Below are 21,909 nucleotides of genomic sequence, written 5' to 3'. Positions count from 1 at the left end.
ACTCATTTTTATTTTACTTTTAAAGTTTCCCATTACCGCTAAACCTAATAATCATAGCCCCATTGAAAAATTCCTTCAATATTTATAATGCTTCTGCCGGATCTGGCAAGACCTTTACCCTTGTGAAAGAATACCTTAGTCTTCTTTTTACATCTCCTAAAAGGGACCGGTATAAAAATATACTCGCCATTACCTTTACCAATAAAGCTGTTGGTGAGATGAAGAAAAGGATTATCGATAGCCTGGCAGAATTTTCCAGGGAAGAAGATGATTCTTCAGAAAATGCGATGCTAATGGCAATTTCCAAAGAAACAGGCATTTCTGAGGTGGAGATAAGAAGTAGATCCAGGGAAATTTTAAAAAGTATCATTCACAACTATGCAGCTTTTGAAATTTCTACCATAGATGGATTTACCCATAGAGTACTGCGCACCTTCGCCAGGGATCTGGGAATCCCAATGAATTTTGAGGTAGAATTAAGTGCAGATGAAGTTTTGATGGAAGCGGTGGAAAGCCTTATAGGTAAAGCAGGAAAAGATAAAAAACTAACCCGGGTTTTAATCGATTATACCCTGTCGAAAACAGATGACGATAAAAGCTGGGATATAAGTCGGGATCTTTTCCAGATCGCGAGACTGTTGATAAATGAGAACCACCAAAAGGCGGTTCAAACGCTAAAGACAAAAACTTTAGAGGATTTTGAGAAATTTGGCAGAAAACTTAATGCCGATATCAAAGCCGCAGAAGAAACTCTAAAAGTTTCCTCAGATTATTTTTTTGAACTTATCCAAACGAACGCAGTAGATGAAAAATGGTTCAGCAGAGGATCTGTTCCGGGTTATTTTAAAAAAATAAAGAATGGCGATCAGAACATTAATTATTCCACGAACTGGGCTCTGCAAATTGCCGAGGCTCCCCTTTATAATAAATCTCTCGATGATGCAGGTAAATCTATAATGGATAGCCTTCAGCCAGAGATCGCAGAATTATTTGAGACGACGAAACGAGCCTATTTTAATATTGAATTTTTCAGAGAGGTAAAAAAGAACCTTGTACAGCTCTCGCTTCTAAACGAGATCAACCGCGAAGTCGAGCTTATAAAGAAAGACCGCAACCTTGTTCTTATTTCAGAATTCAATCCCAGGATCAGCGAACAGGTGAAAGACCAGCCGGTTCCTTTTATTTACGAACGCCTCGGGGAACGCTATCAGCATTATTTTATAGATGAATTCCAGGATACTTCTACCATGCAATGGGAAAACCTGATTCCCCTGGTTGGAAATAAACTGGATTCTGCAGAGCCGGGAGGACTCACTATCGTGGGAGATGCAAAACAAAGTATTTACAGGTGGCGCGGCGGGAGGGCCGAGCAGTTAATAGATCTTAGCAATTTAAAAACCGTCCCGTTTCAAACCGCCCAGAATGTGGTAAACTTACCCGATAATTTCAGAAGTGGCTCTGAGGTAGTAAACTTCAACAACAGCTTTTTCAAATTCGCCGCACTATCGCTTAACTATCCTGAATATGCAGACCTTTTTAAAAATTCTGCCCAGAATCCTAAAAAAGGTGATTTTGGATACGTAAATATTCAATTTATTGAAGCCGATAACCGCGAAGAAGAATTTGAGATATACCCAAAAAAGATTCTGGAAACAATATATGATCTGGATAAAAAGGGATTCCGGCGAAAAGACCTTTGCATACTTACCAGAAAACGTAGTGAAGGAGTCGCCATTGCAGAATTTTTAAGTGAAAATTCTGTTTCTGTTATTTCTTCTGAAACCCTTTTATTATCCCAATCACCGGAAGTCAGGTTCATCGTGGACGTTCTTTCCTATTCTCTTAATTCGCAGGATGATCAGTTAAAACTGAGCATCTTTGATTATCTATCTGAAAGGTTTCTGGATGAAGCTTCAACGCATCAAACCCTGGTGGAATTTTTACCAAATAACGGGGCGGCATTCTTGGAATGGTTGGGAGAGTATGGTCTTGAATTCGATCTTAATGCCTTGAAAAAGCTTTCCCTGTATGAATCTGTGGAATATATTATAAGATCATTTCATCTGGTTGAGGATTCTAATGCATATATACAGTTCTTCCTGGATTTTGTATTTGAAACTGCGCAAAAGACATCCAATGGCCTCAATGATTTTCTTATTAAATGGGATCAGAAAAAGGACAGCTTAAGCATTGTGATACCAGATGCAGATGATGCGGTACAGATCATGACGATCCATAAATCTAAAGGCCTGGAATTCCCGGTAGTGATTTACCCATTCGCGAATTCAGACCTGCAGGACACGAGGAATGACAACCTTTGGCTGGAAATAAATGACGAACATATCCCCATTGCATATGTAAGCGCATCTCAAAAGATGCTAAACTGGAATGAGAATGCTGCGAACAAATACCAGGAACTTCTTTATAAAAATGAATTGGATACGTTAAACGTTTTATACGTCGCCTGTACCAGGGCAGCACAACAGCTTTATATAATTTCCAATTTCAATGAAAAACCTAAAAAGTCTGCTAATGTATCTGATATTTTATGCGATTACCTGAGATCTGCAGAAAAGTGGAATGACGGTTTCACTTATGAATTTGGAGATTCTAATAATATATTTCCGGGCAAAATTTCTGAAAATTCCAGCATAGAGCCTTCCCGCTATTATTCCTCAAACACACGAAACCAGGCGGTAAACATTGTGACCAGGTCTGGTAGTCTTTGGGATTCCAGGCAACAGGAAGCGATCGAAAAGGGAGAGATCGCACACGAAATTCTGGCCAGAATCAATGATGCTTCTAATTTGGATTCGGCCATAGACTGGGCCGTAAATTATGGCCTCATTACAGAAGACTCCAGGCAGGAAATCAAAGGTCTTATTGCAGATATTATTATGCATCCCGAGTTGGCAAAATATTTTGCCCGGGGAGTTCAGAATTTAAACGAAAAGGAAATCATCACCACTTCAGGTAAAAGGCTGCGACCAGACCGGATAAATATTCAGGCTGGTAAAGTAAGCGTCTTAGATTACAAGACAGGTGGATTTGTAGATACACACACCAGGCAGGTTTCAGAATATGCTAATGCCCTGCGCGATATGGGCTATGAAATTGATAAATGTTTATTGATCTACACGAATAAGCCTATTATCATCAAAAATGTATAAAAGAATTATAAATTTGTGATGCATTTGGTGCAACCGGTTTGCTTTATCCTGTCCAGGATAGTTATTGTGCCACCATTATTTTTTAAATAACAACATTGAATTATGTACGGAGCTATAAAAGAACATTTAGAAAAAGAAATTGAAGAAATTAAGGACGCGGGTCTTTATAAAAGAGAACGAATTATAACAAGTCCGCAGGATGCAGTTATTAAAATAGCTTCAGGAGAAGAGGTGATCAATTTTTGTGCGAATAATTACCTGGGATTGTCCTCACATCCGGAAGTTATTCAGGCTGCTAAAGACACATTGGATTCTCACGGATTTGGTATGTCCAGTGTCCGTTTTATCTGCGGAACCCAGGATATACATAAAGAACTGGAGCAAAAGATATCTGATTTTTATGGTACAGAAGACACAATTTTATACGCGGCCTGTTTTGATGCTAACGGCGGGATCTTTGAGCCTTTATTAACCAAGGAAGATGCGATCATATCAGATTCATTGAATCATGCCTCGATCATTGACGGGGTACGACTATGTAAGGCTGCCAGGTACCGTTACCAGAACGGCGATATGGCAGATCTCGAGAATAAATTGAAGGAAGCCAAAGAGAACGGCGCACGTCATATACTTATCGTCACAGACGGAGTATTTTCTATGGACGGCCTGGTAGCTCCCCTGGATAAAATTTGTGATCTCGCCGATAAATACGACGCGATGGTAATGATCGATGAATGCCACGCTACAGGTTTCATAGGAGAGCAGGGAATTGGAACATTAGAAGAAAAAGGTGTCCTGGACAGGGTGGATATTATCACCGGTACCCTGGGGAAAGCTCTTGGAGGTGCCATGGGTGGGTACACAACTGCAAAAAAAGAGATAATAGAAATATTAAGACAAAGATCCAGACCTTACCTTTTTTCCAACTCTCTGGCCCCGGCAATTGTGGGAGCTTCTATTAAGGTTTTTGATATGCTAAAGACCGATAACAGCCTTAGAAAAAAATTAAAGGAAAATACAGAATACTTTAAAAAAGGCATTAAGGATGCAGGCTTTGAAATTATTGATGGAGAGTCTGCAATAGTACCGGTAATGTTGCATGATGCCAAGCTTTCACAGGATATGGCAGACAAATTGCTCGAAGAAGGAATTTATGTGATTGGCTTCTTTTATCCGGTAGTTCCTAAGGGAAAAGCAAGGATAAGAGTGCAACTATCTGCTGCTCATGATAAAGCGCATCTGGATAAAGCAATCAAGGCTTTTGAAAAAGTCGGGAAAGATCTTGGGGTAATTTAAAACAGAAAAAAGCGATTTTAAAGTCACTAATTTATTAGTAAATTAATTGATATTCAGTTATCAGAAGTCTTAGAAATCCTTTGGAATCGCGCTGTAATTAAGAAAACTTTATTATTTTTACCTTTGTTAATATACATTAAGAATATACTTTTGTTCACAATTAACACTTAAAACTAAACAATTAAATATGAAACATCTTAACAAAATTGTGTTGGCCACCTTACTGATATTTGGCTTTTCTTCGGTTAAGGCACAGGATGCTAACAACCCATGGGCAATTGGTATTGGTACCAATGCAGTCGATTTCTATCCGGTTGGAGAGGATGCTCCTCGCGGCGGTATGTTCGACGAATACTTTAATACTGGTGATCACTGGAATATCCTTCCTGCGGTCTCAAAACTTTCTGTTTCCAGATATATCGGAGCAGGTTTTGTTGGTGAATTGAGTGGTTCTATCAACCAGATCGATAAGTATGGTGATAGAAGCGTAGGTGATCTAGCCTATTACTCTTTAGATCTAAGTGCTGATTATAGCCTGAGAGCAATGCTAAACGACGGATGGATTGATCCTGTTGTTGGTATTGGTGGTGGTTATGTTTGGATTGGTGACCAGGATGGTGACGATATCGCAAACGCAGATGCTGCAACCCTTAATGGTAAAGTAGGATTAAACTTCTGGTTTTCAGATAACATCGCTTTATCTCTAGAGTCAAAATATAAGCATGCATTCGAGCCGGAAAGCGCTAAGCATTTTCAACACACAGCCGGTATCAAATTCATCTTCGGAGGAAAAGATACTGACGGTGACGGAATTTATGATAAAGATGACGAATGTCCTGAAACTCCAGGTCTAGCTGAATTCAACGGTTGTCCTGATACTGACGGTGACGGAATCGAAGATCGTCAGGATGCATGTCCAGATAAAGCTGGTCTTGCAGAATTTGACGGATGTCCTGATACTGACGGTGACGGTATAGCCGATCCTGATGATGACTGTCCAGAAGTTGCAGGTCTTGCTGAATTAAACGGTTGTCCTGATGCTGACGGTGACGGTGTAAGAGATGGTGATGATGAGTGTCCTGAAGAAGCTGGTCCAGCTGAAAACAACGGATGCCCTTGGCCTGATACTGACGGTGACGGAATCCTTGATAAAGACGATGATTGTCCAGAAGAAGCTGGTCCTGCTTCATCTAACGGATGTCCAGAGCCAACTGCTGAAGTAATTACTGAATTGAACGAATACTCTAAAACTGTATTATTCGATCTTAATAAAGCAACTATCAGAAAAGAATCTGAAGAAGCTCTTCAGTCTATCGTAGACATCATGAATGAGTACTCTACTACTATCTTCCACGTTGAAGGACATACAGATAGTACTGGTAGCGATTCTTACAACATGAAGCTTTCTAAGGAGCGTGCTGCTTCTGTAGCTAAATGGTTAGAAGAGAATGGTGTACCTTCTAAGAGATTAACTTCTGAAGGATACGGTGAAACTCAGCCAATTGCAACTAACAGTACTGCAAAAGGAAGACAACAGAACAGACGTGTTGAAATCTCTTTAGACAAAGACAGAGAGATGAAAGAATCTTCTGAAGAATAGGAATTAATTCCTAATAAATCATACAAGAAAACGCTCCGCATTGCGGGGCGTTTTTTTATTTTAGGCGTATGAAATCATTTATACGCGAAGTCCTGCTGAAGCTTCAGCAGTCCACCACTCCCCTTTCAGAGATCGTTTTCATTCTCCCCAGTAAAAGAGCCGGTTCATATCTAATAAAGGAGTTAGCTGAAATTTCTGAAAAGAACATTTTTGCCCCAACTATTTATAGTGTAGAGGAATTCACAGAGAAAATATCGGGATTGCAGACCATCGACAACACTATCAGCCTTTTTGAGTTTTACGAGGTGTATAAAAGATTGACCCCGCAGGATGATATCGAAGACTTTGAAACATTCGTGACCTGGGCCCAAAGCCTGATCCAGGATTTTAACGAAATAGACAGGTACTTAATAGACCATAAGCCTTTCTTTGATTACCTCTCCGGAATACAGGACCTTACCCATTGGTACGTTCAGGAAGAAAAGACCGAACTCATTAAGCGATATCTAAAGTTCTGGAAAAACCTTCCAGCGTACTATGAGGAATTATCCCAAAGTCTAACCCGGAAAGAACAGGGTTACCAGGGACTTATATATCGCAGGGCTGCGCAGAACATCCCGCAATATATCTCTGAAAATAGCCGTAAGCACTTATTCATAGGTTTTAATGCCCTTAATGCCGCTGAACAACATATCATCCAGGCCATGCTGGCTAAGAAATGTGCCGAAGTTTACTGGGATATGGATAAAATCTTTTATGAGGATGCAGATCATGCCGCTTCTATCTTTATAAGGGAATATTTAAAGGACTGGGAATTCTATCAAAACAGGTCCTATGAATATTTCACAGAAAATTATTCCACCAAAAAAAATATCCAATTTATTGGGGTACCAAAAAATATAGGCCAGGCTAAATATATTGGAGAGATCCTTACCTCACTGCCGCAGGAAAAGTTGGAAAATACAGCAGTGGTACTTGGAGAAGAAGAACTTTTACTTCCTGTTCTAAATTCGCTGCCTTCAGAAATTAATGAGCTTAACATCACGATGGGCTTCCCAGTCAAAAATGCGCCCTTGAATTCTTTATTTGAAAATTTGTTCCAGGTTCACCTAAATGATAATAAAGAATATTATTATAAGGACGTTATTTCTATTTTAAATCATCCCTCATTACATCCCCTCTTAAATCGAGAGGCGGAAGATCTCCTGGCAAAGATCAATACAGAAAACCTAGTATATCTTAAATACGAATCTATAATTTCGGGCTTTTCAGAAAATCAAAAGGCGATTATCAAGGCCTGCTTCGACCCCAAGAATGATTCAGTTTCGCGATTAATTTCAGATTTTCATGAATTAATCCAGATCCTAAAGAAGTATCTTAAACAGGAAGAAGATAAAATAGGCCTTGAATTTCTATATCATTTTCATGTACTTTTCAATAAGCTGGAAAATCTTAACGATCTGTATCCTCACCTGAAATCCATCAAATCCCTGTACAATTTCTATAAGGAACTATTATCTACAGAAACCCTCGATTTTCAGGGAAAACCTTTTAAAGGATTGCAGTTAATGGGAATGCTTGAATCAAGAGCCCTGGATTTTGAAACGGTGATTATCACCTCTCTTAATGAAGGGGTACTTCCCGCAGGGAAATCTGATAACTCTTTTATACCATATGATCTTAAACAGGAATATAAATTACCTACCTATCGTGAGAAGGATGCGGTTTATACTTATCACTTTTACAGATTACTGCAAAGAGCTAAAAATGTCTATCTACTTTATAATACTGAGGCAGATGGACTTAATTCAGGAGAAAAGAGCAGGTTTCTTACTCAACTGGAAATTGAAAAGCAACCTCAACACGAACTTAAAAAGATACTGGTAGGGCCTAAAGTTCCACAGGTAAAAAATAAACTCAGGGAGATAAAAAAAACGCCGGCTATGCTGGATCGCTTAAAGGCTCTGGCAGGATCGGGTTTTTCGCCTTCGGCTCTTACTACCTACGTGAGGAACCCTCTTGATTTCTACCATCAATATGTCTTAGGCGTAAGAGACCAGGAGGAGGTGGAAGAAACGGTTGCCTTCAATACGCTGGGTACAGTGGTTCATAATGCTCTTGAAAACCTTTATAAGGGTTTCGAAGGCCAGTTGATCAATGAGGAGATCATAAAAAGTTTTATAAAGCAGGCAGATGCTCAGATCTCCAGGGAATTTTCAGAGACTTATAGTAAACTTCCGCTGGAAAAGGGAAAGAACCTTTTAATATTTGAAGTAGCGAAAAGGTATCTGCACAATTTCCTTAGGTTCGAATTAAAGCGTTTAAAGGCCGGTGAAGAAATTCAAATTATTCAGATCGAACAAGACCTTAAGGTTGCTCTTCCTATAAAAGAATTACCATTTTCAGTCTATCTTCGCGGGAAAGTAGATCGCTTTGAAAGATCAAATGGGATACCCCGTATTATAGATTATAAGACCGGAAAGGTGGAATCCAGACATCTCACGGTTAGCGACTGGAGTGAAATAACAAAAGATTATGACAATTACTCCAAAAGTTTTCAGGTTTTAACTTATACCAGCTTGATTGCACTGCAGAAAGACCTTAAATTCCCGGCTGAGGCAGGAATCGTTTCTTTCAAAAATCTGAAATCGGGTTTTTTAAAGTTTGCTAAAAAAGAAGAAGGCAGTAGAAATAAGGATTCAATGATCACCGAAGAGACCCTGGACCTGTTCCAGGCAGAATTAAAAAAATTGATAATGGAGATCTGTGATCCGGATATTCCATTTGTTGAAAAGGAAATAAAGAAAAGTTATGGAAGTTTCTAAAGAATTAAACCTCGTCATAGAAGGTAAACACAATAAGCCAATTGTGGCAGATCTTATTTTTAAAGATGACGGTAAACCAAAACCGATCGTGATTTTTACCCACGGATACAAAGGCTTCAAGGATTGGGGCGCCTGGGAAGTCATGGGAGAGAAAATTGCGGAGGCCGGTTTCATGTTTGTTAAGTTCAATTTCAGTCATAATGGAACAGATCCTGAAAATTTAACCGAATTCAGAGATATTGAAGCATTCGGGGATAACAATTTTATCATAGAACTGGATGATCTGCAATCGGTATTGGATTGGATACTGATGCCCGATTTTAAATTTGCGCAACAAATAAAACCCGATGAAATTAGTCTTATAGGTCATTCACGTGGAGGCGGCATCGTTTTGATCAAGGCTGCAGAAGAAAAAAGGATCACTAAGATCATTACGCTGGCATCGGTTTCAGATTATGGTTCGCGTTTTCCTGAGGGAAAAGAACTGGAAGCCTGGGAGAAAAAAGGCGTGCGTTATATTTTAAATACAAGGACCGGCCGTAAACTGCCCCACCACTACCAATTCTATAAATCCTATAAGGAAAATAAGGAAAGACTAAATATTAAAAAAGCTGCCAAAAAACTGCAAATACCACACCTTATTGCCCACGGGAGCAGTGATACCAGTGTATCTATTGGAGAGGCTGGAAATCTTTTTGAATGGAGCCCGGCTCCTAAATTATTACTGGTAGAAAATGCAGATCATGTTTTTGGAATAAGTCATCCCTGGAATGAGCAGGAATTACCAAAGGAATTCAAACATGTGATATCTAAAACTATAGATTTTCTGAAGACAGATTCAAAAGTGCTCTGGGATGAATATGGTGAAACTGAAGATGATTAGGCATTAAATTATGGTGAAGTATCATTCTCCCTGAAGCTTTGAAGGATCTGAATACCTTCCTAAATAAGAACAGATGCGACGCAATGGTCTATGTAGAACATATCGCCCCGAAGCGTCGGGGGAACCAGATGACCTTCTTAAATAAAAAAAACCACTGCGATACAGTGGTTTCTTGTGGAGAATATCGCCCCGAAGCGTCGGGGGAACCGATGACCTTCCTAAATAAAAAAACCACTGCGATGCAGTGGTTTCTTGTGGAGAATATCGGAGTCGAACCGATGACCTTTTGGCTGCCAGCCAAACGCTCTAGCCAGCTGAGCTAATCCCCCGACTGGGAGCAAATGTAATAATTTTTATTAAATCTGGAAATGTTTATTTTTCTACTTTAAAATGATCCGTAAAGCAGCTAAAAAAGAATTGCCCAACATCAAATTATTGACGGAAGCTTGTGCTGAAGCAATGATTAATAAGGGTATTTTCCAATGGAACCAGCATTATCCTTCATTAGAAAGACTCAGGGAAGATATTCGCAAAGACGAATTATATGTCCTGCTCACAGGTCAGAAAATTGTGGGAATTATTGTTATCACCCCAGATAAGGACAAGGAATATGAGCATGTAGACTGGCGAAGTAAAACAGAAAACAGTCTTTATATACATCGGCTGGCAACCCATCCTGATCACTGGGGAAAAGGATATGCTCGAAAACTTATGGATTTTGCTGAGACCTATGCCCGTACTCATAATTTTGAATCTGTAAGACTGGACACCTTCAGCCGGAATTCAAGAAACCAAAGGTTTTATGAAGACAGGGGGTATCAGCGCCTGGGTAATATTTACTTCCCAAAGCAAAGCGAACATCCATTTTATTGTTACGAATTGCTTTTTTAATGTCCTGGCCTTTATATTTGCCCTTCACCCGTTTCACCATTGAACAACTCGATTAGCTTCAGGAATATCAACAAAATTGCCATCCCGGCCATAATTGCGGGTATTGCTGAACCATTGATCTCTCTAACCGATATTGCGGTCATAGGCAATGTAGATGAAAATTCGATCGAGGCATTAGCGGCAGCAGGGATCGTAGGTTCCTTCCTTTCAGCTATTATCTGGATTGTTGCCCAGACCAAAACAGCGATCTCTGCGATCGTTTCTCAACATTTAGGGGCTAACAGGTTGCATGCCGTGAAAACGCTTATCCCCCAGGCTATATTCTTTAACTTTCTTTTTAGCCTCGTAATCTATGTTTCCACGGCCTATTTTGCCAGGGCAATATTTAGCGCCTACAATGCTGATGGTCTAATCCTGCAATATTCAGAAGACTATTACCAGATCAGGGCGTTGGGTTATCCTCTTACGCTGGTCACCTTTGCCATCTTCGGAGTCTTTAGAGGTCTACAGAATACATTATGGGCTATGAAGTGTAGTCTTACCGGTGCAGCAGTGAACGTTTTCCTGGATTATGTACTAGTTTACGGAATTGAAGGCTTAATACCTGCATTGCATCTCAAAGGTGCCGCCTATGCTTCCCTGGCCGCTCAGGCCACCATGCTCATCATGGCTTTATGGTTTTTCTTTAAAAAAACACCATTCCATTTAAAACTGAGTTTTACCATAAATCCCAGAATGAAAGGGCTGTTACTAATGGCTGCCAACCTGTTCATCAGGACTGCAGCGCTGAACTTTGCCATTTACCTGGCAAATGCCTATGCCACAGACTACGGTAAAAATTATATCGCCGCTCAAAGTATATTAATGAATATCTGGTTGTTTTTCAGCTTTTTTATAGATGGATACGCTAATGCAGGGAATGCCATTGGCGGGAAGCTATTAGGTGCACTCGATTATAAAAATTTGTGGGAACTAAGTAAAAAGATAAGTAAATATGCAGTACTAATTGCGCTGATTTTAATGGCCGTTTGCGCATTATTTTATGAACAGATCGGTCTGCTTTTCAATAAAGAAGCGAGTGTTCTTGCTTTATTTTCTTCAGTATTCTGGATCGTACTGCTAATGCAGCCGGTAAATGCCATCGCTTTTATGTTCGATGGGATCTTTAAAGGCCTTGGGGAGGCCAAATACCTTCGCAACGTGCTTTTGGCCGCCACCTTCCTGGGTTTCACGCCTGTGCTTCTCATTTCAGATTACTTTGGGTTGCAGCTGTACGGTATCTGGATCGCATTTTTTGTCTGGATGCTTATAAGAAGTACTACCCTGGTCATATATTTCCGAAGAAAATATCTCCTGAAAGAGGTTTAGAACCGTAACTTCAGGTTTTATTATTCATCATTATCATTAACTTTGATGAAAACCTGAATTTTATGACAACCAGCCGCGAAAACGGAAGCCTGTATACCCAAATCTCGAACAAGATCGCTACGATAGAATTTGGTCACCCGGCTAGTAACTCGTTTCCATCGGTGCTTTTGGACCGACTGGAGAAAGAGATCAATAAATTGTCTGAAGACGACAGCGTAAATATCATCCTCCTTAGATCTGAAGGAGAAAAGGCTTTTTGTGCCGGCGCTTCGTTCAACGAGCTTATAGAAATTGAAGATCTGCAAACCGGAAAAGAGTTTTTCTCCGGTTTCGCTAAGGTTATCAATGCCATGCGAAAGTGTAAAAAACTAATCGTAGGCCGCGTTCAGGGCAAAACTGTTGGCGGCGGTGTTGGGCTGGTATCTGCCTGTGATTACGCGATGGCAACAGATGCTGCTGCAGTCAAACTTTCTGAACTTAGCATTGGCATTGGCCCTTTTGTAATTGCTCCAGCCGTAGAACGTAAAATGGGTGTGGATGCGTTCGCTGAAATGACCCTGGCCGCCCATGAATGGAAGAATGCCTACTGGGCTAAAGAAAAAGGATTATATGCCCGGGTATTTGAAACTATTGCAGACCTGGATAAGGAACTTGATCTCTTTACTTCTAAACTTGCATCTTATAACCCAAAGGCATTAATGGAAATGAAAAAGATCCTTTGGAAAGGTACAGATCACTGGAATGAACTTCTAGACGAAAGGGCTTCTATTTCGGGAGAGTTGGTACTGTCTGACTTTACAAAAGAAGCACTGGCAAAATTTAAAAAATAAAAGATGAAAATCACAAGCTTATTCCTCGCTACTCAAAATACTGAAGCCTATGAATTTGGTTATTCGATAGGAAATTTTATCGGCGAAAATATATACCTTATGGCAGGACTGCTCATAGGAATCATTGTAGCGGTGATCATGAGAAAGAATTTGAAAGCAAAACCATGATGCAGGAACATTTACCAAAAGATAAAGATCCCAGCGAAGTGCAGGAATGGGGATGGACTCTGGAAGAATTCATCACAGAAAACTTTTGGTATCTTCTCGCTATTCTCATTTTACTGGCGCTTTTCTATTACGCAAGACATCGCTGGAAAGTTAGAAATTCCAGAAAATTTAAGAACTAATGGACAAGGATACCTGGGAATTTTTCAGTTTTATAAGCGGCATGGGCTTCTGGTTGATCCTGGCCATAGTTCTTATAGCAGTGGTCGCTTATAAAAAATTCAGGAAATAATTTAGCGCGTTTTTAACCATCCGGTTATACTTAACCTTGGTGTTTTAACCGGTTTCACCTCGTGCTCTAGCTCCTGGCTTTCAAAAATGACCACTCTCCCGGGATAGGGATATACCGTCACCTGCTCTTCCCCCGTATCCTTATTTAAATAAATAGCCAGTTCCCCGCCATTTTCAGGTTTCCAGTCTTCATGATTCAAATAACAAACCATGGAAAGTTTTCTTCTACCGTCATTCTGGAATGTGTCCAGGTGTCTCTTATAAAAGGTTCCTTCTGGATAAACCGCGTAGTGAAACTCCTTATGTAAAATACCCATAAAACAGGTCTTATTTAAATAGTCTACCAGGGAATTTATCTTATTAAAGAACACATTTTCTGCCGGGCCTGCATTGGCTTCATTGATCCAGAGAATAAAATCACCACGCACAGACCTGGCAATTACCTCATTGGTACGGTTGCCAATGGCAGCCTTCTTAAAATCATCTTCCTCATATTTCTGCAATAGTGACGACCGCAAAAGCTGAACTTCTTCAAGGTCGAAAAAGTCATCGATGATACTATACTTCTTGTCAATAATTTCACCAATAATCCTCTCATAAAGCGGATTTTCAGTAAATTCTAATTGGTCATACAGTTCAGGGATACAAGTAGTCATTGCCTGGAGAAATTTCGCAAATGTAAATTATATTTCAATTCAAAAAAGTTAAAAATTCAAGCTGAAAATTTCAATTATCTTTGCAGCAAAATTAGTTGGAATGAGTAACATTAGAATCACCAAGCAATTCACCTTCGAAACCGGTCATGCCCTTTATGGCTATGATGGGAAATGCCGCAATGTACATGGTCATAGTTATAAACTCAGTGTTACCGTGATTGGACAGCCAATTACAGATCATGATCATGTAAAATTCGGGATGGTGATAGATTTTGGTGATCTAAAAAAGATCGTGAAATCTGAGATCGTGGATGTATTCGACCACGCTACGGTCTTCAATAAAAATACTCCCCACGTTGAGCTGGCCAAAGAATTAAAAGATCGTGGCCACCATGTGATCCTCGTTGAATATCAGCCTACCAGCGAGAATATGGTCATAGATTTTGCTAAAAAGATCAAAAAGCATTTACCCACACACATCAATCTTCATTCTTTGAAACTTCAGGAGACAGAGACTTCTTTTGCAGAATGGTACGCTAGTGATAATAATTAGGCCGCAACCCTAACGGGTCGGGCTATGCGCTTATAGTCCCGCAAATGCGGGAGCTAACCGCTGCTATCCCTTGCGCAAATATCAGTATACAGTTTTAAGTCGCAGCAGGCAGTTGAATTTATTTAATTGTTGCTCTGAGCCTGCCGAAATAAGTGTCGCTTTTTATTTATCTGAGAGATCTCTTTAGTGAACCATATTTTAATTAAACCTTTCTCTCTGTTCGAAATGAAATATTTACCGAGCCTTATTTTCTGCAAATAATTCGTCTTTCTTCAGGACCATTAAATAAGTTGACGATGACTAAATTTTGTAAAAAATAACTGACATTTCAACCAACGCGAGAAATCTTATATCTTTACCCCGAACAAATCATCTATGGATATCCCGAAAGGCAAAAAGATCTATTTTTCCAGTGATAATCACCTTGGCGCTCCTACTATGGAGGAAAGCCGTGAAAGGGAACTTATTTTTGTGAAGTGGTTGGATGAAATCAAAAAAGATGCAGCGGCTATTTTTCTTTTAGGAGACCTTTTTGACTTCTGGTTTGAATATAAGCACGTTGTTCCAAAAGGTTTTGTAAGAACCCTGGGGAAACTTGCTGAAATTAAAGACAGCGGCATCCCCGTCTATTTTTTCGTGGGCAATCATGACCTCTGGATGAACGATTATTTTGAAACCGAGCTAAATATTCCCGTTTTTCATCAACCTAAAGAATTCCAGTTCAATAACAAGACTTTTCTTATTGGCCATGGTGATGGCCTGGGCCCGGGAGATAAAGGTTACAAAAGGATGAAGAAAGTATTCACAAATCCTTTGTCAAAATGGCTTTATAGATGGCTGCATCCGGACCTTGGAGTACCCCTGGCGCAATATTTTTCTGTAAAGAATAAAATGATCTCCGGGGATGAAGATCAGGAATTTCTTGGCGAAGAAAAGGAATGGCTTATTCAGTATTGCCGAAGAAAACTGCAGGAAAAGCATTATGATTATTTCCTGTTTGGACATCGTCATCTCCCCCTGGAAATTGAGCTTAATGGAAAATCCAGCTACGTGAATACCGGTGACTGGATCAATTTTTACACTTATGCCGAATTCGACGGTGAAAAGTTAAGCCTTAAGAAGCTTGAGGATTAAATACTTTCCCTGATATCCTTTAATTTCAGCTGGATTTTGGTGTTCCCGTTCCAGGTATTTTCATCGAGACTGTAAACCGCGTCAAATTTTTTACCCTCTTTTATTAGATCCAGTTTATCTCCCAGATTGAATCCTATTACATCAAAAGTGACCTTTGAGCCTTCCTGTTTCACCTGGCATTTAAGATGGGTTTTATCTTCTCCCACACATTTCCCAAAACCGGTATCGGTCAAACCGCGGGTCATAAAAACCGGGGACATATTGCCGGGACCAAATGGCGCAAATTGTTTAAGTATCCTGTAGAATTTAGGAGTGATATCCTTTAAATTCAATTCTTCATCAATAGTGATCTCCGGCGTTAAGAGGTTCCGGTCTATTGTTTCAGCAACTACCTGTTCAAACTTATTCTTAAAATTAAGATATTCAGATTCCAGCAAAGTAAGGCCGGCGGCGTATTTATGGCCTCCAAACTGCTCTATATGATCTTTACATCCTTCCAGTGCTTCATACACATCGAATCCTTTTACAGACCTTGCCGAAGCCGCCAGTCGCTCTCCACTCCGGGTAAATACCAGCGTTGGCCTGTACCAGGTTTCGGTCAACCTGGAAGCTACGATCCCGATAACTCCCTTATGCCAGTTCTCATCATAAACCACTGTAGTTAATCTCTGCTCCTCTTTTTGTTCTATGATCTGCCGCTTTGCCTCTTCGGTAATAGTTTTGTCGGCACTTCTGCGGTCTGTATTATAGACTTCGATCTCCTCAGTATATTTTTTTGAAATTTCCTCATCCTCTTCCGTAAGGAGATTTACCGCATGCAAGCCGTGTTTCATTCTTCCAGCAGCATTGATCCTTGGAGCCACGATAAAAACAACATCGGTGATACTTACATTCTTCTTGTCCCCCAGTAAACTTTTGATACCTTTTCTCGGCGCCACATTTATAACATGTAAACCATGATAGGCAAGTATCCTGTTTTCCCCGGTGATAGGCACTATATCTGCTCCTATTGCGGTAGCTACGAGATCCAGGTAAGGCAATAATGTTTCCTCGGGTTCATTATTTTTTTGAGTGATCGCCTGGATAAGTTTAAAACCTACACCACAACCACAAAGTTCGTCATAGGGATAATTGCAATCTTCCCTTTTAGGGTCCAGTACTGCTACAGCGTCGGGAATCCCGCTCCCGGGCCTGTGGTGATCACAGATGACAAAATCGACCCCTTTGTCCTTAGCATATGCCACCTTATCAATGGCCTTAATTCCACAATCGAGAGCAATAATTAAACTTATATCATTATCTGCAGCATAATCTATCCCTTTGTAGGACACACCATATCCTTCTTCATAACGATCTGGAATATAAGTTGCCACATTTGGATACCTGAATTTCAGGTAAGAAGACATCAAGGCAACACTGGTCGTACCATCCACATCATAATCCCCGTAGACCATGATATTTTCTTCATTCTTAATGGCTAGTTCTATGCGGTCTACTGCTTTCTCCATATCCTTCATCAGGAAAGGATCGTGCAATAGCTTAAGGTCTGGCCGGAAGAACTTCTTAGCTTCTTCGAAAGTGGTAATCCCCCTCTGAACAAGAAGTTTTGCAACCGGCACACCTACTCCTAATTTGTCTGCCAGGGCATTTACAGTAATAGGGTCGGGTTTGGGTTTTAAGGTCCAGCGCATAGATCTGATAAATTATTTTTGGATGCCGAAATTAGCAAAAACAAGTTACAGGATTTTAATTCCTCAACTTAAAATTTCAGCAATTTTATTCTGTAGTCGGGGTACGACTTCGTCTTCAAACCAGGGATTATTCATTCTCCAGAATCTATTCACCGGAGACGGGTGGGGCAATGTCCAGTACTCAGGTAGAAACTCTTCAAAATTCTGCACTTTTTGAGTAAGATTTTCCTTTTTTCCCAGGTAATAATTTGCGGCATAAGAACCTATCAGGATCTTTAATTTAGTGTTTGAAAGTTGATTCCAAACCTGGTCATGCCATAGCGGGGCACATTCTTTCCTCGGAGGCAAATCCCCTGTTTTTGCCTTCCCCGGATAGCAAAATCCCATCGGTAAGATCGCAAAATTTGAGGTATCATAAAAAGTATCATCATCCACCCCCAGCCACTCTCTCAATTTCTTTCCGCTTTGATCTTTCCAGGCGATTCCAGACTCATGGACCACTCTTCCGGGGGCCTGGCTAATAAGGATAATCTTTGATTTTTCACTGGCCTCTATGATTGGCCTGGGACCAAGTGGCAGATGTTCTGCACAAACCCTGCAATCCCTTATTTCGCATAAAAGGTCTTTCAAAATATCAGGATTTTCCCTCTACAATGACCACGATCTCTCCTTTAGGCGGACGATCTGTATAATGTTTCAAAACCTCAGCGGCAGTACCCCTAATGGTTTCTTCATGCATTTTCGTGATCTCACGCGATACAGATACCTTTCGTTCTCCTCCAAAATATTCTACAAAATTGCCTAATGTCTTTATAAGCTTATGAGGAGATTCATAAAAGATCATAGTACGGTTTTCTTCTGCAAGGATTTTCAACCGGGTTTGTCTTCCTTTTTTAACAGGAAGAAAACCTTCAAAAATGAATTTGTCATTAGGTAGTCCGCTATTTACCAGGGCGGGCACAAACGCTGTGGCCCCGGGAAGACAATCTACCTCCAACCCTGCTTCCACACAGGCCCGGGTTAGCAAAAATCCCGGATCTGAGATCGCCGGCGTACCGGCATCACTAATCAATGCAATGGTTTCTCCTGACTGAATCCTGGAAACCACATGATCTACCGTCTTATGCTCATTATGCATATGATGGCTTTGCATAGGGGTATTGATCTCGAAATGTTTTAATAATTTACCGCTGTTGCGGGTATCTTCTGCTAGAATAAGGTCAACCTCCTTCAGAACTTTTATTGCCCTGAAAGTAATATCCTCCAGGTTACCAATTGGTGTTGGTACCAGAAACAATTTTCCCATAGATTAAATGCTGCTATTTGTCGAACTTGTTTTCGATATGCGCGATAAATCTTTCTTCATGTTCCTCTTTTCCCTCCCAGTGATTATAATCAGGTTTTACAACCAATTCTATAAATTTACTGGCCTCTTCGAGGCTGCTGAAGGTATTTAACTGAGAAAGAACCCGGTTATAATCTGCCGTATTACCATCGAACAAGTGCTTGATATAAGCCAGACGTTCATTTAAGCCAATATTGATACCTTTTTTAAGACGGTCATTAAGTGATTTTGGTTTATTCGCTTTTTCCACATTATTAACCGGCTCAAAATCGGGAAGATTGTCATAATCTACGCCGATATTTCTAAAATCAGATTTATCTTTCTTAGGACTGGTCCTTTCCGGAGCCGGGGGAGCGGCATTAATACTTTCCATGATCAAATCTACATTTTCAGATTCCGGAGGCATCTGCGCTACTATATCCTTGATCTTTTCTGTATTCGGCTCGGTAATAGCATCAGAATCTTCATTATATTCAGTTCCATCAGGATAGAATTCGTCATAAAGATTTTTTTGAGCTTTAAACTTAGGCTCTTTTTTAACTTCACTTTTCCTGGCCTTTTTTGGTTCTTCTTCCAGATGCTTTTCTGTAAAAGATAAAATGGTAAGCTTCTCGTAAAGATCTTTCGCCATTTCTTTAAGCTGAGCAGCGTCCATATTGCCTTTTTCCTGAAGGATCTTTTCGGCAATGCTGATCAAATTTGCTTCAATTTTCTTTTTCATCTGTAATTAATTTTTTCGATTATAAGTTAGAAGCAGGCCGGCACCAATATTCCCGATTTTTGTGGAAAAATATGCCTTCATTATTTCATAACTTTAAGGATTCCCCCTTTACCAGGGTTGTATTTTTAATAAATTTGTTCCACCTTTATGCGAATGAGGTATTTCCCCATTTCGACTTGAAAAATACAAAATGTTTCTCGAAAATACAGTAAATCACGAAGAGCAATTTGGCTGGATTGAGGTTATTTGCGGCTCTATGTTTTCCGGTAAAACCGAAGAACTGATCCGAAGACTCAAACGTGCGAAATTTGCCAAACAGAACGTAGAGATCTTTAAACCTGCGATAGATACCAGGTATGATGAAGAGATGGTGGTATCTCATGATTCCAATGAAATACGTTCCACTCCGGTGCCTTCAGCCTCCAATATCAGGATCCTGGCAGACGGTTGTGATGTGGTTGGTATCGATGAAGCACAATTCTTTGATGATGAGATCGTCACGGTTTGTAATGACCTGGCTAACCGTGGGGTTAGGGTGATCGTTGCTGGTCTGGATATGGATTTTAAAGGAAACCCCTTTGGCCCAATGCCTAATCTTATGGCTACCGCAGAATATGTGACCAAGGTGCATGCAGTTTGCACCAGAACAGGAAACCTGGCGCAGTTCAGCTATAGAAAAGCGATCAATGATGACCTGGTATTCCTTGGGGAAAATGAAGAATATGAACCTTTAAGCCGCGCCGCATATTATAAGGCTATGCTTAAGGAAAGAGTGAAAAAACTCGATGTGCAGGACCCTGAAGAATTGAAATCTAAACCAAAAGAAGAAAATGCCTGAAGCCAAAGAAACCGTTCTGGAGATCGACCTTGGAAACCTGGCTCATAATTATCATTTTTTAAGATCTAAAATAGATAAGGACGTTAAGTTTTTATCGGTAGTAAAGGCTCATGCCTACGGAAGCGACTCTGTAGTGATCGCCAAAAAACTACAGGAATTGGGTACCGATTATTTTGCCGTGGCCTACGTGGAAGAAGGAATCAGGCTTCGGGAAAACGGGATCATCAAACCAATTTTGGTTCTTCATCCTCAATTCACGCATTTTGAAGAGATCATAGAGCACTGCCTGGAACCCAACCTTTACAGTGAGAAGATCCTGCGGTCATTTATTTCCACCGCAGAAAAATTAAACCAAAAGAACTATCCCGTTCATATTAAATTCAATACCGGTCTGAACCGTCTTGGTTTTGACCAACCCGAAATTCCCAAAATCAGGGAATTGATAAAAAATACTTCCACTATAAAGATCGCTTCTATTTTTTCCCACCTTGCCGCGAGTGATGACTGGCAGGAACGGGATTTTACAGTAGGCCAGATAGATCTTTTCAGGAAAATGACCTGGGAACTGGTTGCCGATCTGAATTATGAGCCAATACTTCATATATGTAATACCTCGGGGGTCATCAATTATCCAAAAGCAGCCTTTAGCATGGTTAGATCTGGAATTGGCCTGTATGGTTTTGGAAATGACAAAACCGTAGATCCTCAACTAAAACCGGTCGTGACCCTTAAAACTATTATTTCACAGATACGAAAACTGGATAAAGGAGCCACCGTAGGGTACAACCGGGTTTATAAAGTAGAAGGTCCATCGCGAATTGCCACCCTTCCCATCGGCCATGCAGATGGGATCAACAGGATCTACGGCAAACAAAAGGCCGGGGTAATTGTAAATGGTAAATACGCTCCCATCGTAGGGAATGTTTGTATGGATATTATCATGATAGATGTTACCGGTATTGAATGTGAAGAAGGTGATGAAGTGATCGTATTTGGCGGACCTCAACACGCGGTTAAATTCGCTGAAGCCGGGGGTACTATTTCTTATGAACTTATTACGGGTGTGCAACGCAGGGTAACCAGAAAAGTTATCCCGGAATAGCTTTAAACCTCCAGTAACTTTTTTTTTCTAAATTAGAGCTCAACTAACTTTAACAAATCAAAATGAGCTTTTTTTCAGATTTTAAGACCTTCCTAATGCAGAAGGACATCGTAATGCTGGCCACAGCGGTAGTTATTGGCGGGGCATTTAACAAGATCGTTACTTCTGTGGTAAACGACGTGATCATGCCTATTATAGGTGTTATCACAGGTGGTATAGATTTTACTCAAAAATTTATCGCCCTTGATGGCCAGAGGTATGCCAACCTGGAGGCGGCCAAAGAAGCCGAGGCGGCCGTGATCACCTACGGAAATCTTATTCAGGCAATTATCTATTTTATCATTATTGGATTCTTTATATTTTTGGTCCTAAGATCTTACGAGAAAACCAAGAAAAAAGAAAATGTGGAAGACGCTCCGGCACCAAAAGGACCAACCCAGGAAGAAATTCTGTTGGAGATAAGAGACGAATTGAGAAAACAAAACCCATAAAGACGTACGCTTACCGCTACACTATTCATTTTTAACCATAAACCCCGATGCAAGTCGGG

The 21,909-nt window shown here is 40.3% G+C and carries 20 protein-coding genes and 1 tRNA gene; 15 read left to right on the top strand and 6 right to left on the bottom strand.

The genetic code is table 11. The features are described from left to right. Positions 1–62 precede the first annotated feature (62 nt). The 5 genes from FGM01_RS06050 (at position 63) to FGM01_RS06030 (ending at position 9,774) form a co-directional block, all read left to right on the top strand. The gene (locus FGM01_RS06050; RefSeq protein WP_143410220.1) at positions 63–3,170 is read left to right on the top strand and encodes a UvrD-helicase domain-containing protein; all 3,108 of its coding nucleotides are present in this window, start codon (positions 63–65) and stop codon (positions 3,168–3,170) included. 102 nt (positions 3,171–3,272) lie between these two features. Beyond that, positions 3,273–4,466 carry a glycine C-acetyltransferase gene (kbl, locus tag FGM01_RS06045; RefSeq protein ID WP_143410219.1) on the top strand — a complete coding sequence of 398 codons (1,194 nt, stop codon included), beginning with the start codon at positions 3,273–3,275 and terminating at the stop codon, positions 4,464–4,466. A 187-nt stretch (positions 4,467–4,653) separates the two neighbouring features. Then, positions 4,654–6,066 carry an OmpA family protein gene (locus FGM01_RS06040; protein ID WP_143410218.1) on the top strand — a complete coding sequence of 471 codons (1,413 nt, stop codon included), beginning with the start codon at positions 4,654–4,656 and terminating at the stop codon, positions 6,064–6,066. Between the two features lie 68 nt (positions 6,067–6,134). Continuing rightward, positions 6,135–8,891 (top strand): PD-(D/E)XK nuclease family protein, encoded by a 2,757-nt coding sequence (locus FGM01_RS06035; protein ID WP_143410217.1) that lies wholly within the window; start codon positions 6,135–6,137, stop codon positions 8,889–8,891. Then, positions 8,878–9,774: an alpha/beta hydrolase family protein gene (locus tag FGM01_RS06030; RefSeq protein WP_143410216.1), complete on the top strand. Its 897-nt coding sequence runs from the start codon at positions 8,878–8,880 to the stop codon at positions 9,772–9,774. The genes FGM01_RS06035 and FGM01_RS06030 overlap by 14 nt, the downstream gene beginning before the upstream one ends. Before the next feature lie 255 nt (positions 9,775–10,029). Here the strand turns inward: FGM01_RS06030 and FGM01_RS06025 are convergent. Next, positions 10,030–10,103, bottom strand: a tRNA-Ala gene (locus tag FGM01_RS06025). A gap of 61 nt (positions 10,104–10,164) precedes the next feature. Between FGM01_RS06025 and FGM01_RS06020 the strand changes: the two genes are divergently transcribed. The 5 genes from FGM01_RS06020 to FGM01_RS06005 all read left to right on the top strand — a co-directional run bounded on the left by FGM01_RS06020 (position 10,165) and on the right by FGM01_RS06005 (position 13,210). Then, complete coding sequence (locus FGM01_RS06020; RefSeq protein ID WP_143410215.1) at positions 10,165–10,665, top strand: GNAT family N-acetyltransferase; 501 nt, start codon at positions 10,165–10,167, stop codon at positions 10,663–10,665. 39 nt (positions 10,666–10,704) lie between these two features. Then, entirely contained in the window at positions 10,705–12,033 is a 1,329-nt protein-coding gene (locus FGM01_RS06015) for an MATE family efflux transporter (protein WP_143410214.1), read from the top strand. A 62-nt stretch (positions 12,034–12,095) separates the two neighbouring features. Continuing rightward, the gene (locus FGM01_RS06010; RefSeq protein WP_143410213.1) at positions 12,096–12,863 is read left to right on the top strand and encodes an enoyl-CoA hydratase/isomerase family protein; all 768 of its coding nucleotides are present in this window, start codon (positions 12,096–12,098) and stop codon (positions 12,861–12,863) included. 3 nt (positions 12,864–12,866) lie between these two features. Next, positions 12,867–13,031, top strand: a complete 165-nt coding sequence (locus FGM01_RS14525; RefSeq protein ID WP_166435196.1) for a hypothetical protein — start codon at positions 12,867–12,869, stop codon at positions 13,029–13,031. Further along, on the top strand, positions 13,028–13,210 hold the full coding sequence (locus FGM01_RS06005) for a hypothetical protein (protein ID WP_143410212.1): 183 nt from the start codon (positions 13,028–13,030) through the stop codon (positions 13,208–13,210). The genes FGM01_RS14525 and FGM01_RS06005 overlap by 4 nt, the downstream gene beginning before the upstream one ends. Positions 13,211–13,321: 111 nt before the next feature. Here the strand turns inward: FGM01_RS06005 and FGM01_RS06000 are convergent, their stop codons facing one another. Next, entirely contained in the window at positions 13,322–13,975 is a 654-nt protein-coding gene (locus tag FGM01_RS06000; protein ID WP_143410211.1) for a 2OG-Fe(II) oxygenase, read from the bottom strand. 100 nt (positions 13,976–14,075) lie between these two features. Between FGM01_RS06000 and FGM01_RS05995 the strand changes: the two genes are divergently transcribed. Together FGM01_RS05995 and FGM01_RS05990 are read left to right on the top strand one after the other, a co-directional pair. After that, a complete protein-coding gene (locus FGM01_RS05995; RefSeq protein WP_143410210.1) occupies positions 14,076–14,528 on the top strand; it encodes a 6-pyruvoyl trahydropterin synthase family protein in 453 nt (150 codons plus the stop codon). Between the two features lie 375 nt (positions 14,529–14,903). Continuing rightward, positions 14,904–15,662 (top strand): UDP-2,3-diacylglucosamine diphosphatase, encoded by a 759-nt coding sequence (locus FGM01_RS05990; RefSeq protein ID WP_143410209.1) that lies wholly within the window; start codon positions 14,904–14,906, stop codon positions 15,660–15,662. Here the strand turns inward: FGM01_RS05990 and recJ are convergent. From recJ to FGM01_RS05970, 4 genes are all read right to left on the bottom strand, one after another. After that, positions 15,659–17,353 carry a single-stranded-DNA-specific exonuclease RecJ gene (gene recJ, locus FGM01_RS05985; protein WP_143410208.1) on the bottom strand — a complete coding sequence of 565 codons (1,695 nt, stop codon included), beginning with the start codon at positions 17,351–17,353 and terminating at the stop codon, positions 15,659–15,661. The genes FGM01_RS05990 and recJ overlap by 4 nt on opposite strands. A gap of 63 nt (positions 17,354–17,416) precedes the next feature. After that, positions 17,417–17,983 (bottom strand): uracil-DNA glycosylase family protein, encoded by a 567-nt coding sequence (locus FGM01_RS05980; RefSeq protein ID WP_143410207.1) that lies wholly within the window; start codon positions 17,981–17,983, stop codon positions 17,417–17,419. 4 nt (positions 17,984–17,987) lie between these two features. Next, the gene (gene rsmI, locus FGM01_RS05975) at positions 17,988–18,659 is read right to left on the bottom strand and encodes a 16S rRNA (cytidine(1402)-2'-O)-methyltransferase (protein ID WP_143410206.1); all 672 of its coding nucleotides are present in this window, start codon (positions 18,657–18,659) and stop codon (positions 17,988–17,990) included. Between the two features lie 13 nt (positions 18,660–18,672). Then, complete coding sequence (locus FGM01_RS05970; RefSeq protein ID WP_143410205.1) at positions 18,673–19,419, bottom strand: hypothetical protein; 747 nt, start codon at positions 19,417–19,419, stop codon at positions 18,673–18,675. A gap of 190 nt (positions 19,420–19,609) precedes the next feature. Between FGM01_RS05970 and FGM01_RS05965 the strand changes: the two genes are divergently transcribed. The 3 genes from FGM01_RS05965 to mscL all read left to right on the top strand — a co-directional run bounded on the left by FGM01_RS05965 (position 19,610) and on the right by mscL (position 21,850). Then, positions 19,610–20,257 carry a thymidine kinase gene (locus FGM01_RS05965; RefSeq protein WP_143410204.1) on the top strand — a complete coding sequence of 216 codons (648 nt, stop codon included), beginning with the start codon at positions 19,610–19,612 and terminating at the stop codon, positions 20,255–20,257. Then, positions 20,250–21,359 (top strand): alanine racemase, encoded by a 1,110-nt coding sequence (gene alr, locus FGM01_RS05960; protein ID WP_143410203.1) that lies wholly within the window; start codon positions 20,250–20,252, stop codon positions 21,357–21,359. Before FGM01_RS05965 ends, alr begins: the two co-directional genes overlap by 8 nt. Before the next feature lie 62 nt (positions 21,360–21,421). Beyond that, positions 21,422–21,850 carry a large conductance mechanosensitive channel protein MscL gene (mscL, locus tag FGM01_RS05955; protein WP_143410202.1) on the top strand — a complete coding sequence of 143 codons (429 nt, stop codon included), beginning with the start codon at positions 21,422–21,424 and terminating at the stop codon, positions 21,848–21,850. Positions 21,851–21,909: the final 59 nt, after the last annotated feature.

It is taken from the genome of Christiangramia sabulilitoris, from assembly GCF_007050985.1.
Classification (GTDB): domain Bacteria; phylum Bacteroidota; class Bacteroidia; order Flavobacteriales; family Flavobacteriaceae; genus Christiangramia; species Christiangramia sabulilitoris.
This window is presented reverse-complemented; position numbering and strand designations above follow the sequence as displayed.